Consider the following 12,825-nt stretch of genomic DNA (forward strand, 5'->3'; position numbering starts at 1 on the left):
CACGATGTGACCGGTAACTTCGCGCCCCCTCGTGCCCACGGCTGGGCGAAGCCGCGCAGCCCGGGCACAGGCGCATATGAAAATAATTTTCCCAAGTGGTGCGGTTGGGCTTACTATGGGCGCCAATAGGGGAGCCCACACACCGCACTATGCCTTCGATCCGTCCGGAGAATCCGATTCACGGCGAGTCCGCGCTGTGCGGCAAGGGCCTGGGCGCCGCGCCCGGCCCGGTGGCCCTGGATGACGTCGCCAGCCTGGGCTGGCGGATCCTCGAAGGCGAGGTGAGCCTGCCGGTGGCGGTGCTGCGCGATGCGGCCCTGCAGCACAACCTGGCCTGGATGCGCGACTTCATCGCCGCCTACGGGGTCGAGCTGGCGCCGCACGGCAAGACCACGATGAGCCCGGAACTGTTCGCGATGCAGCTGGAGGCCGGGGCCTGGGGCATCACCCTGGCCACCGCGCCGCAGGTGCGCGACGCGTACCGCCACGGCGTGCCCCGGGTGCTGATGGCCAACCAGCTGGCCGACCGCGGCAACATGGCGATCGTCTCGGCCCTGCTGGAAGACCCGGGGTTCGAGTTCTGCTGCCTGGTCGATTCGGCCGCCAACGTCGACGCCCTGGGCGCGTTCTTCGCAGACCGCGGCCAGCGCCTGCGGCTGCTGCTGGAGGTCGGCGTGGCCGGCGGCCGCACGGGGGTGCGCGACGAGGCCCAGGCAAGCGGGGTGGTCGAGGCCATCGCCCGCTGGCCGCAGTCGCTGGCCCTGGTCGGGGTCGAAGTCTACGAGGGCGTGCTCAAGGAGGAAGCGGGCATCCGTGCGCTGCTCCAGCGCACCGTGGCCATCCTGCGGCAGCTGCGCGCCGACGGCGCCTTCGCCGAGCCGCGGGCGCTGCTGTCCGGCGCCGGCTCGGCCTGGTACGACGTGGTCGCCGAGGAGTTCGCCGAGGCCGCAAAGGATCCCGGCGTGCGGGTGCTACTGCGCCCCGGCTGCTACCTGACCCACGACGCCGGTGCCTACCGCGAGGCCGACGCCCGCATCCACGCTTCCAACCCGGTCGCGCGGCGGATGGCCGAGGGCCTGCGGCCCGCGCTGCAGCTGTGGGCCTGCGTGCAGTCGCGGCCCGAGCCCGGCCGGGCGATCGTCGGCCTGGGCAAGCGCGACGCCGCGTTCGATGCCGGCCTGCCCGTGCCGGTGCTGCACCACCGCCCCGGCGATGCCGCACCGCGGCCGGCGCCGGCGCACTGGCGGCTGTCGGCGATCATGGACCAGCACGCGTTCCTGGACCTGGCCGACGATGACGACCTGCGGGTCGGCGACCTGCTGTGCTTCGACATCTGCCACCCCTGCCTGACCTTCGACAAGTGGCGGCACCTGCTGCGGGTGGACGAGGCCTGGCGGGTGACCGGCGCGGTCCGCACCTTCTTCTGAGCGCACGGGACCGCACCGCATGACCCCTGACAGCATGACCGCAGGAAGCCTGCTGCTGGCCTACGCCGCGATCGCGATCATCGCCCTGGTGGTGCTGATCGCCCGCTACCGGCTCAACCCCTTCATCACCCTGACCCTGGTCTCGCTGGGCCTGGCGCTGGTGGCGGGGATGCCGGCCGGCGAGATCGTCGCCGCCTACGAGCAGGGCGTGGGCCGGACCCTGGGCCACATCGCCCTGATCGTGGCCCTGGGCACCATGCTCGGCAAGATGATGGCCGAGTCCGGCGGCGCCGAGCGGATCGCCCGCACCCTGGTCGCGCGCTTCGGCACGAAGAACGTGCACTGGGCGATGATGCTGGTGGCGTTCGCCATCGGCCTGCCGATCTTCTTCGAGGTCGGCTTCGTGCTGCTGATCCCGATCGTGCTCAACGTGGCCCGCCGCACCGGCACCCACCTGTTGCTGGTCGGGCTGCCGATGGTCGCCGGGCTGTCGGTGGTGCACGGGCTGGTCCCGCCGCATCCCGCGGCGATGCTGGCGGTGCACGAGTACCAGGCCGACGTCGGCCGCACCCTGTTCTTCGCCCTGCTGGTCGGGCTGCCGACCGCGGCCCTGGCCGGGCCGGTGTTCGCGAAGTTCATCGCCCCCCGGATCGTCCTGCCGGCGCACAACCCGATGGAGGCCGCGCTGCTGGACGAGGGCCACGGCCAGGTGCCCGACGCGGCCCTGCCCGGCTTCGGCATCACCGTGGCGACCTTGTTAATGCCGGTGGCGCTGATGCTGCTGGGCGGCTGGGCCGACGTGCTGGCCGCGCCGGGCAGCGCGCTCAACGGCGCGTTCCGCTTCATCGGCAACTCGGTGGTGGCCCTGCTGCTGGCGACCCTGATGAGCTTCGTCACCCTGGGACTGATGCGCGGCTTCAACCGCGAGCAGATCCTGAAGTTCTCCCAGGACTGCCTGGCCCCGACCGCGGCCATCACCCTGCTGGTCGGCGCCGGCGGCGGGCTCAACGGGATCCTGGTCAAGACCGGGGTGGCGGCCGAGATCACCGCGATGTCGCAGCGCTTCGAGCTGTCGCCGCTGCTGATGGGCTGGACCGTGGCCGCGCTGATGCGGATCGCCACCGGCTCGGCCACGGTGGCGATGAGCACCGCCGCCGGAATTGTGGCCCCGATCGCGCTGGCCGCCGGCTATCCGCACCCGGAACTGCTGGTGCTGGCCACCGGCGCCGGCGCGCTGGTGCTCTCGCACGTCAACGACGGCGGCTTCTGGCTGGTCAAGGAATACTTCAACATGAGCGTGGCCCAGACCTTCCGCACCTGGACCGTGCTGGAAACACTGATCTCGCTGGTCGCCCTGGCGCTCACCGCCCTGCTGGCGGTGCTGCTGTGAACGGCCCCGCCCCGGAAAAGGACAACGCGATGTTCGACATCGTCTACCACCTGCGCCAGCGCAGGGACACGCTCAGCCCGGTGGAGCGGCGCATCGCCGACGCCATCCTGCGCGACGTCAGCGCCGCCTCGCAGCTGGGCATCGCCGAGCTGGCGGCGCGGGCCCAGGTCAGCGTGGCCGCGATCTCGCGCTTCGCCAAGTCGCTGGGTTGCGACAACGTGCGCGAGCTGCGCGCGCGCCTGGCCGAGGCCAGCGCGGTCGGCAAGCGCTTCCTGGACGAACCCGACGCGCCGCCGGTGTCGGCGCTGTACGCGCAGATCTGCAGCGACATCGAGGTCACCCTGCGGCGCAACCTCGGCGGCCTCAAGGAGCCGGAGGTGCAGGCCGCGGCCGAGGCCCTGGCGAAGGCGCGGATGGTCCACGCGTTCGGCATGGGCGGCGCCTCGACCGTGTTCGCGGCCGAGGTGCAGAACCGCCTGGGCCGCCTGGGCCGGCCGGTCAGCGCCTGCAGCGACGCGGTGGCCATGCGCATGCTCGCCGCCACCCTCGGCCCGGAGGACGTGGTCCTGGCGCTGTCCATCACCGGCATCACCGCCGAGCTGCTGACCGCGATCGAGGTCGCCCGCAGCTACGGCGCGCGGGTGGTGGCGATCACCCGCGCCGAGACGCCGCTGGCCGCGCGCGCCGACTGGCTGCTGCCGATCGTGATCGACGAGACCGACTTCGTGTTCAAGCCCACGGCCTCGCGCTACGCGGTGATGCTGGCGATCGACATCCTGGCCACCACCCTGGCCCTGCACCAGCCGACCGACAACCGCGAGCGCCTGCGCCGGATCAAGCTGGCGCTGGACGCCTCGCGCGGCGGCGACGACCGCCTGCCGCTGGGCGACTGAGCATGGTCCGCGTCCCGCTCCCGCAATCGCCGCGCCGCATCCGTCCGGAGGCCGCATGAGCACGCTGGCCTGCGACCTGCTGATCCGCGCCGCGCTGGTGTTCGACGGCCAGGACCGGCCCGGCCAGGTGGCCGACGTGGCCGTGCGCGACGGCCGCATCGTCGCCATCGGCGATGCCGCCGCCGAGTCCGCCGCCGCCGAGACCGTCGACGCCGCCGGCCTGGCGCTGGCGCCGGGCTTCATCGACGTGCACACCCACGACGACCTGGAAGTGCTGCGGCAGCCGTCCATGCCCTGCAAGATCACCCAGGGCGTGACCACGGTGGTGGTCGGCAATTGCGGCATCAGCGCCAGCCCGGTGCGGATCGCCGGCGAGGTGCCCGACCCGATGAACCTGCTGGGCGGCGCCGAGGAGTTCCGCTACCCGCGTTTCGCCGACTATCGCGCCGCGGTGGAGGCGATGCGCCCGGCGGTGAACGTGGCCGCGCTGGTCGGCCACACCGCCCTGCGCCAGAACCACATGGACCGGCTCGACCGCGCCGCCGATGCGGAGGAGATCGCCGCCATGCGCGCCGAGCTGCGGCAGAGCCTGGCCGACGGCGCGCTCGGCCTGAGCACGGGCCTGGCCTACGCCTCGGCCTACGAGGCCCCATCCAGCGAAGTGCTGGAACTGGCCCGCGACCTGCCCGCCAGCCGGCTCTACGCCACCCACCTGCGCGACGAGTTCGCCGGGATCCTGCCGGCGATGGAGGAGGCTTTCGAGGTCGGCCGCGCCAGCGGCGCGGCGGTGCGGGTCTCGCACCTGAAGTGCGCCGGGGTGGAGAACTGGCAGCGCAGCGGCGAGGTCCTGGCCGCGCTGGAGCGGGCCGCGCACGGCCACGACGTGGCCTGCGACTGCTATCCCTACGCCGCCAGTTCCTCGACCCTGGACCTGAAGCAGGTCACCGACGCCCACGACATCCTGGTCACCTGGTCGGACCCGCACCCGGAACAGGGCGGGAAGATGCTGGCCGAGGTCGCCGCCGACTGGGGCACCGACCTGATCGAGGCCGCGCGCCGGCTGATGCCGGCCGGCGCGGTCTACTACGGCATGCACGAGGCCGACGTGCGCCGGATCCTGGCCCACCGTCTGACCATGATCGGCTCCGACGGCCTGCCGCGCGACCCGCGCCCGCATCCGCGGCTGTGGGGCACCTTCCCGCGGGTGCTGGGCCACTACGCCCGCGACGAAGGCCTGTTCCCGCTGCACACCGCCGTGCACAAGATGACCGGCATGCCTGCCGCGCGCTTCGGCCTGCGCGACCGCGGCGCGGTCCGCGCCGGCGCCTGGGCCGACCTGGTCCTGTTCGACCCGGCCACCATCCGCGACGTGGCCGACTTCCGCGACCCGATCCGGCCGGCGGCCGGGATCCACGCGGTCTGGGTCAACGGCCACCGCGCCTACGACGGCGCCCGGGTCGCGGCCCGCGGCCACGGCCGCTTCCTCGCCCCGCACTGAATCCTTAGATCCCCGGAGTCCCCATGAGCGACATCATCCGTTACGGCGCCGAGGGCGGCGTCGGCCAGGGCCGGCAGCACATGCCGTTCTCGCGCGCGGTCCAGGCCGATGGCTGGCTGCACGTGTCGGGCCAGGTGCCGATGCGCGACGGCGTGCTGGTCACCGGCAACGTCACCGAACAGGCCCACGTCGTCATCCAGAACGTGCTGGCGATCCTGGCCGAGGCCGGCTACGGCCCCGAGCACGTGGTCCGCTGCGGGGTGTGGCTGGACGACGCCCGCGACTTCTACGCCTTCAACGCGGTGTTCCAGCACTACTTCGGCGAGCACCCGCCGGCGCGCGCCTGCGTCGAGTCGCGGATGGTGGTGGACTGCAAGGTCGAGGTCGACTGCGTGGCCTGGAAGAAGGCGGACTGACGCCGCACTCCCTCGACGCGGCCCGGTTCAGTCCGGCGCCCGCGACCCGATATCCTTGCAGGGCTCCGTCGCACGCCGCGTGGACACTGCAAGGGGAAACACCGCCGCGATGGCGACACGATCCAGACAGGCCTGGCCGGCCGCCGTACTGCTGGCGCTGGCCATGCTGCCGTCATCACTGCCGGTGGCCGCCGCCGAAGCCATGCACCTGCCCGGCCACGGGGTGCTGCAGCTGGACGCCTACGCCACCGCCGACGGCCTGTCGCAGTCGGCCGTCACCGCCCTGGCCAGCGACGACCAGGACCTGCTCTGGATCGGCACCCAGGATGGCCTGAACCGCTTCGACGGCCACCGCTTCCAGGTCCAGCGCCTGGGCCCGGCCGAGGCCGGCGGCCTGGCCAGCAGCAGCATCGACGCCATGGCCTTCGACCCCGGCCACCGCCGGCTGTGGCTGGGCACCAACGACGCCGGCCTGGAAGTGGTCGACCTGCCCGGCGGCCGGCACTGGCGGCTGGGCACCGGCGCCGGGCTCTCGCACAGCCAGGTCGGGGCGATCGCACTGGACCCGCGCGGCGGCGCCTGGCTGGGCACCGGCGCCGGCATCGACCGGGTCGAACCGACCCTGGCGCGCGCCCGGCCGCTGGGCGCCACCGGCACGATCGTCGCGCTGGAGACCCTGCCCGGCGATACGGGCCATGCCCTGGGCCTAGGCGCCGACTGCCGGCTGTGGCGGGCCGCAGCCACGACCCTGCAGCCGCCGCCGGCCCCGGCCGGCGCGGAGGCCGGCGGCTGCATCGGCCTGGCCGTATCCGCCGCCAGCGCCTGGGTCGCCCACGCCCGCGCCGGCCTGTTCCGGATCGACCCAGCCGATGGCCGGGTGCTGGCCCGCCACGACCCGCATGCCGGCGGCCTGCAGGCGCCGGTGAGCGCGATCGGCCTGCTACCCGACGAGCGCCTGCTGGTCGGCTACCAGGACGGCCGCGTCGCCCTGCTCGACGAATACGGCGTGCTGCGCCCGCAAAGGCTCGAGGACGGCCCGGACAGCGCCATCACCCGGTTCTTCGTCGGCCCGTCCGGCTCGGTCTGGATCGGCGCCTACACCTCCGGCCTGTTCCGCGTGCGCGCGGCCAACCAGGCCCTGCGCGGCGACGTCCGCGCCGGCTTCGAGCCGACCACCCACTGGCCCAGCCGCAGCCTGCGCAGCCTCTGGCTGGAAGGCCTGCCGCAGCTGGTCGGCAGCGACGCCGGGATGCTCAAGCGCGGCCGCGCCGACGGCCCCTGGGAACCGGTGCCGGCCTTCGCCGGGATGTCGGTGCGGGTGCTGCGGCCGGCGGCCGGCGGCGGCTGGTGGGTGGGCACCCATGCCGGCCTGTGGCGCTGGGACGGGGCGGACCACGCCGAGGCGGTGGCCGGACTGCCGGATCCGAAGGTGGAGGACCTGCTGGTCGAAGGCCGCACCGTCTGGGTCGCCACCCGCGGCGGCCTGGCCCGGCTGGAGCACGGGGTGGCGGTCGCCGTCCCGGAACTGGCGCCCCTGCGCGGCCAGCTGCTGACCAGCCTGCAGCGCGACGCCGGCGGCGACCTGTGGATCGGCAGCAATGCCGACGGCCTGTGGCGGATCGGCGGCGACGGCGTGCCGCGGCGGTTCCGGCCCGCCGGCACGTCCATGCACGACTCGGTCTGGTCCCTGCACGCCGACCGCCGCGGCCTGTGGGCCGGCACCTACTCCGGCGGGCTGTACCGGATCGATACCGGCAACGGCCACAGCCGACGCTGGACCACGGCCGACGGCCTGTCCAACGACACCATCTACCGGATCCTGCCCGATGCCGCCGGGCGGCTGTGGCTGAGCACCAACAACGGCCTGTCGGTGCTCGATCCGGGCAGCGGCATCGTCCAGACCCTGGGCCGCCGCGACGGCCTTCGCAACACCGAGTTCAACAGCGGCGCGGCGGTGGCCACCCGCGACGGCCTGCTGTACTTCGGCGGCATCGCCGGGGTGGACGTGATCGACCCGGCCGGGCTGCCCGCGCGCAGCCCGCCGGCGCGGCCCCTGCTGACCGTGCTGCGCACGCCCTCGCGCCTGGACGACCCGGTGCAGGGGCTGCGCGAGACCGGGATCGTCTACGCCGACGCGATCGCCCTGGACCATCGCGACAGCCTGTTCACCATCGCCATGGCGGCGCTGGACTTCACCGCCCCGGACGCGGCGCGGCTGCGCTACCGGCTCGACGGCGTGCACGCCGACTGGGTCCACCCGCCGGCCCCGCACGCCGAACTCACCCTGAGCCAGCTGCCGCCCGGCCGCTACACCCTGCAGGTGCAGGCGGCCGGCCGCGACGGCCAGTTCGGGCCGAGCCGGACGCTGCGGATCGACATGGCCCCGCCGCCGTGGCGGCATCCGGCCGCGCTGGCCGCCTACCTCGCCACGGGCATCGCCCTGCTGGCCTGGCTCGGCCTGCAGACCCGCGCCCGCTTCCGCCGCGAGCGCGAGCGCAGCGAACGCCTGGACCGGCTGGTGGCCGAGCGCACCGTGCAGCTGGAGGACGCCAACCGCCGCCTGCGCGAGGCCAACGCCGCGCTCGACGCCGACACCCGCCTGGACCCGCTGACCCGGGTCTCCAACCGCCGCGACCTGCACGACTGGCTGGGCCGGCGCGAGGCCGCCGCGCAGGCGCAGGGCCGCCCGGCGCCCGCGCCGCTGTACTTCTTCATGGTCGACATCGACGACTTCAAACAGGTCAACGACCGCCACGGCCATGGCGTCGGCGACGAGGTCCTGGTCCAGTTCGCCGAGCGCCTGCGCCGGCTGTGCCGCGACGACGACCTGGTGGTGCGCTGGGGTGGCGAGGAGTTCCTGGTGGTGTCGCAGCTGCCAAGGGCCGAGGGCGCGACCCACCTGGCCGAGCGCCTGCGCGCGGCGGTCGCCGGGCAGCCGTTGCCGGTGCGCGACGGCGCGCTGGCCCTGACCTGCTCGGTCGGCTTCGCGCCCTGGCCGCTGGCCGCCGGCCGGGCGGGCCTGTGGGAGCAGAGCGTGGACCTGGCCGACCGCTGCCTGTACCTGGCCAAGCACAGCGGCAAGGACACCTGGGTCGGTGTGGCTGCCGACGCGGACGCCGAAGCCGGCGCGCTCGAGGCCCTGCTGCAGGGCCGGCTGGACCTGGGCGACGCCGGCGGGGTGGTGCACCTGCTGCGTCCGGGGACCCGCTGACGCTCCCCTCGACCCGTCCGCTCAACCCGGGCCGTCGCCCAGGCGGTCCATCCGGATCCGGTTGGCGAACAGCGAGAACGCCAGCATCCCGGCCAGGCCGCTGGCCCGCTCGACCCAGGGCGGCAGCCAGCGCGGTTCCGCCAGGCTGCCGTCGGCGAACAACGGCTCGAAGCGGACCACGTCCTCCAGGGTCATCTTCCCGGCGAACAGCCAGCGGCACAGGCGTAGGCGGTCGCGCTGCAAGGCCCGGCGGAAGAAGGTGTGGACCCCGATCAGACCGCGCAGGTAGACCGTATCCTTGGTGAAGGCGCTGCCGCCGCCCACCGGCACCCCGCGGAACACCCGCTGCGCCGAGGAGAAGCTCTCGGCCTCATCCTGGCCGGCGCCGAGGAAATAGCGGAACACCTGCAGGAAGTCGGCGCCCTCCAGGGCCATGGCCACCGCCTCGATCCGCAGGCTGATCCGCTTCATCCGCTCGATGTCGATGCTGCCGGTGATCTGCTCGGCGAAGGTCGCCAGCCCCTCCTGGGTGGCGGTGACCCGCGGCGAGGCCAGCGCCAGGCTGGGCAGGTTGGCCTGGATCCGGCCGTTGAGCGCGGTCAGCGAATGCACCAGCGCCTCGTGATGGAACAGCTGGCGGCGGTCGTAGTCGCTGAAGGCCGCCCCGGCGCGCAGGCGGATCCGGGTGGCGCCGGCGGCGGCCTTGGCGATCAGCTGCGGGTCCAACTCGACCGCGATCACCCGGCCGTCGAAGAAATCGTCCAGGTCGGCCTGCAGCTGCAGCGCCAGCGCCGTGGCCGAAACCGGCACCTGCTCCTCCTGCGCCAGCAGCTCGCGGTCCAGCTCGCCGGCGATCTGGATGAAGTGGCGCGCCGCCTCGCGCGTGGTCGGCCCGTCGCCCGGCAGGGGCTCGTCCGGGCGACCGAACAGGGCCACCGACTCGGCGCAGGCCTGCGCCGTGCCCAGCGACTCGAGCAGGCACGCGGCGCGGTTCCAGCTGGCGACCGAATCGCACAGGTAGGCACCGAGCGGATGCGCCGGGTCTGCTTCGGAGACGATCGCGGCCATCTCCCGCCGCGCCTCGGTGAAGTCCAGCTTCGGATACTCGACCTGCGGCAACGCCGTGCGCCCGCTGCGCCAGCGCGCCAGGAACTCCACCTGCACCGTCGCCGGCCAGCTGGCCAGGCTCAGCAGCTTGATCCCGCGCACTGCCCTGACCAGGCGCGCGTCGAGCGCGGCGTGGCGGGCGATGTCGGCGGAGGCGTCCATCCGGCGACGATAGCGCAAGGTCCGAGGCGGTTGCCGCACCCTGTGTAGGAGCCGGTCTTGCCGGCGACCGTGGAGGCGGACGCACCGTTGGCACCCGGTTCCACGCAGACGCATCCGCCATGGCGGTCGCCGGCGCTCTTCCACGGACGAATGTCCGGTCTCCCGGCTCCTACATGCGCCGCGGAGGCCTCCCGGGCGGACGCTTGCGCTGGACCTTACCCTGGCCCTTGGCGTCGGCCTTCTGCGCCAGGCGCGTGGCCAGGCGGTCGGCCGCGCCGGCGACCTCGTCGCGCAGTTTCAGGTAGTTGGCCACCCGCGCCGCGTCCAGCTCGCCGGCCTCGATCGCCGCGCGAACCGCGCAGCCCGGTTCGCCCTGGTGGGCGCAATCGTTGAACCGGCACTGCGCCGCCAGCGCCTCGACGTCGCCGAAGCCGCCGTCGGCCAGTTCCTCCTCGCCGGTGGGCTTCAGTTCGCGCATGCCCGGCGTGTCGATCAGGCAGGCCCCCGACGGCAAGGCGATCAGCGCCCGGTGGGTGGTGGTGTGGCGCCCGCGCGAATCGTGCTCGCGCACCTCGCCGGTCTTCATCCGCTGCTCGCCCAGCAGGGAGTTGGTCAGGGTCGACTTGCCGGCGCCGGAGGAACCGACCAGCACCGCGCTCATCCCCGGCCGCAGCCAGGCCGCCAGCGCCGCCACCGCGTCCGGATCCTTGGCGTTGAGTGCCAGCACCGGTACCCCCTGCGCGCGCAGGTCGGCCAGCGCAGCCAGCCCGGCGCCGGCATCGGCCCCGGCGCGGTCGGCCTTGGTCAGCACGACCACTGGCTGCACCCCGCCGCCGCCGACCAGCAGCAGGTAGCGCTCGATCCGGCGCGGATTGAAGTCCGCGTCCAGGCCGCAGACCACGAAGGCCGTGTCCACGTTCGCCGCGATCACCTGCTGCTGGTAGTGCTCGCCGGCCGCGGCGCGCTTGATCGCCTGGCGCCGCGGCAGCAGGGCCAGGATCCGGCGGCCGTCGTGCAGCACCCAGTCGCCGACCGCCGCGCGCTCGTGCAAAGGCACCCCGTCGGCGGTGAACACCGGGCGGCGCTGCCACTCCGGTGGCGACTCGGCGCGGAACCCGGTGTCCGGCGCGTCGGCCAGGACGTAGCCGGTGCGGTGCTGTTCGCTGACCCGCGCCGGCCGCGCCCCGGGATGGGCGGCGAAGGCCGCCTGCCAGGCCACGTCCTCCGGCCCGCCCGCCCATGGCCAGCCGATCCGGCGCAGGGAGGCGTAGTCGGGGCAGGCGGCTTCGGTCATGGCCGGCATTGTAGAGCGGGCGCAGGACCGTTTCCCCGGAAACGGAGCCGCCCCCGATCGCGGCCCGCCAGCCCCAGCTGCGACAGGCACTTGCACCGCATATTTCCGATACCATGCGAAGCCCCACCTCGCCCATCGGGCCTGCCGCCATGTCGTCCACCGAGAAACCGCTCAGCGTCCGCGAGCGCCTGTCAGAAGTCCGCTACGAGATCCGCGGAGAACTGAACCGGCGAGCTCACGCGCTCGAAGCGGAAGGACGCAAGCTGATCAAGCTCAACATCGGCAATCCCGGCGCGTTCGGCTTCCGCGCCCCGGCGCACCTGCAGCGCGCGATCGTCGACGACATCGACCACACCGATCCCTATACCCACCAGCTCGGCCTGCCGGCCGCGCGCGAGGCCCTGGCCTGCGCCTACCGCGCCCGCAATGCGCCGCACGTGGACAGCGACCGGGTGTTCGTCGGCAACGGCGTGTCCGAGCTGATCGACATGACCCTGCGCGCCCTGCTCAACCCGGGCGACGAGGTGCTGGTGCCCTCGCCGGACTACCCTTTGTGGTCGGCCGCCACCATCCTCAACGACGGCCGCCCGGTGTACTACCGCTGCGCGCCGGACAACGGCTTCCTGCCCGACCCGGTCGAGGTCGAGGGCCTGGTCTCCTCGCGCACCCGCGCGATCGTGCTGATCAACCCCAACAACCCCACCGGCGCGGTCTACCCGAAGGACCTGCTCGAGCGCCTGGTGGCGATCGCCCAGCGCCACAACCTGCTTCTGCTGGTCGACGAGATCTACGACCAGGTGCTGTACGACGGCGCGAAGTTCGAGCCGCTGGCGCCGATCGCCGGCGACCATCCCTGCATCACCTTCTCCGGCCTGAGCAAGGTCCACCGCGCCTGCGGCTGGCGGGTGGGCTGGGCGATCCTCACCGGTTCGCCGGCGCGCACCACCGATTACCGCAACGCCCTGGACCTGCTCTCCGGCCTGCGCCTGTGCGCCAACGTGGCCGGCCAGTACGCGATCGCCGCGGCGGTCAACGGCCCAGACACCATCAGCGCGCTGTGCGCCCCCGGCGGGCGCCTGTACGAGACCCGGCGCGCGGTGGTCGAGGCCTGCGCCGCCAGCGAGCACCTGCAGCTGGTCGAGCCCAAGGGCGCCCTGTACGCCTTCCCCTCGGTGGTGGGCGCGGCCGCGCGCGGCTTCGACGACCACAAGTTCGCCCTGGAGCTGCTGGAAACCGAGGACGTGCTGATCGTGCCCGGCTCCAGCTTCAACGTGCCCTACCGCGACCACTTCCGGGTCACCCTTTTGCCGCAGGCCGAGCTGATGCGCGAGGTGTTCGCGCGCATCGACCGCGCCCTGGCCCGCCGCGCCGAGGCCGCCACCAAGGTGGTGCCGATCAAGGCGCGCACCGCCGCGGCCTGAGCGCGG

Annotated in this window: 9 protein-coding genes; 7 read left to right on the forward strand and 2 right to left on the reverse strand. The window is 73.5% G+C overall.

Annotated elements, in window-relative coordinates; translation table 11 throughout:
- Window positions 1–149 precede the first annotated feature (149 nt).
- The 6 genes from CSC62_RS01225 to CSC62_RS01250 all read left to right on the forward strand — a co-directional run bounded on the left by CSC62_RS01225 (window position 150) and on the right by CSC62_RS01250 (window position 8,835).
- Window positions 150–1,427 carry an amino acid deaminase gene (locus CSC62_RS01225; protein WP_162404337.1) on the forward strand — a complete coding sequence of 426 codons (1,278 nt, stop codon included), beginning with the start codon at window positions 150–152 and terminating at the stop codon, window positions 1,425–1,427.
- A 19-nt stretch (window positions 1,428–1,446) separates the two neighbouring features.
- Complete coding sequence (locus CSC62_RS01230; RefSeq protein WP_162404338.1) at window positions 1,447–2,817, forward strand: GntT/GntP/DsdX family permease; 1,371 nt, start codon at window positions 1,447–1,449, stop codon at window positions 2,815–2,817.
- Entirely contained in the window at window positions 2,814–3,710 is an 897-nt protein-coding gene (locus tag CSC62_RS01235) for a MurR/RpiR family transcriptional regulator (protein WP_211368894.1), read from the forward strand. The genes CSC62_RS01230 and CSC62_RS01235 overlap by 4 nt, the downstream gene beginning before the upstream one ends.
- 55 nt (window positions 3,711–3,765) lie before the next feature.
- Window positions 3,766–5,208 carry an N-acyl-D-amino-acid deacylase family protein gene (locus CSC62_RS01240; RefSeq protein WP_162404339.1) on the forward strand — a complete coding sequence of 481 codons (1,443 nt, stop codon included), beginning with the start codon at window positions 3,766–3,768 and terminating at the stop codon, window positions 5,206–5,208.
- A 23-nt stretch (window positions 5,209–5,231) separates the two neighbouring features.
- A complete protein-coding gene (locus tag CSC62_RS01245) occupies window positions 5,232–5,624 on the forward strand; it encodes a RidA family protein (RefSeq protein ID WP_162404340.1) in 393 nt (130 codons plus the stop codon).
- A 109-nt stretch (window positions 5,625–5,733) separates the two neighbouring features.
- Window positions 5,734–8,835 (forward strand): ligand-binding sensor domain-containing diguanylate cyclase, encoded by a 3,102-nt coding sequence (locus CSC62_RS01250; RefSeq protein ID WP_162404341.1) that lies wholly within the window; start codon window positions 5,734–5,736, stop codon window positions 8,833–8,835.
- 21 nt (window positions 8,836–8,856) lie between these two features.
- On the opposite strand, the gene CSC62_RS01255 is transcribed toward CSC62_RS01250, so the two are convergent.
- Both CSC62_RS01255 and rsgA read right to left on the reverse strand, forming a co-directional pair.
- On the reverse strand, window positions 8,857–10,104 hold the full coding sequence (locus CSC62_RS01255; RefSeq protein ID WP_162404342.1) for a flavohemoglobin expression-modulating QEGLA motif protein: 1,248 nt from the start codon (window positions 10,102–10,104) through the stop codon (window positions 8,857–8,859).
- Between the two features lie 169 nt (window positions 10,105–10,273).
- Entirely contained in the window at window positions 10,274–11,398 is a 1,125-nt protein-coding gene (gene rsgA / locus CSC62_RS01260; RefSeq protein ID WP_162404343.1) for a ribosome small subunit-dependent GTPase A, read from the reverse strand.
- Window positions 11,399–11,547: 149 nt separating this feature from the next.
- On the opposite strand from rsgA, the gene CSC62_RS01265 reads away from it, so the two are divergent.
- On the forward strand, window positions 11,548–12,819 hold the full coding sequence (locus tag CSC62_RS01265) for a pyridoxal phosphate-dependent aminotransferase (protein WP_162404344.1): 1,272 nt from the start codon (window positions 11,548–11,550) through the stop codon (window positions 12,817–12,819).
- The last annotated feature ends 6 nt before the right edge of the window (window positions 12,820–12,825 follow it).

It is taken from the genome of Pseudoxanthomonas jiangsuensis (genome assembly GCF_010093185.1).
Lineage (GTDB): Bacteria > Pseudomonadota > Gammaproteobacteria > Xanthomonadales > Xanthomonadaceae > Pseudoxanthomonas > Pseudoxanthomonas jiangsuensis.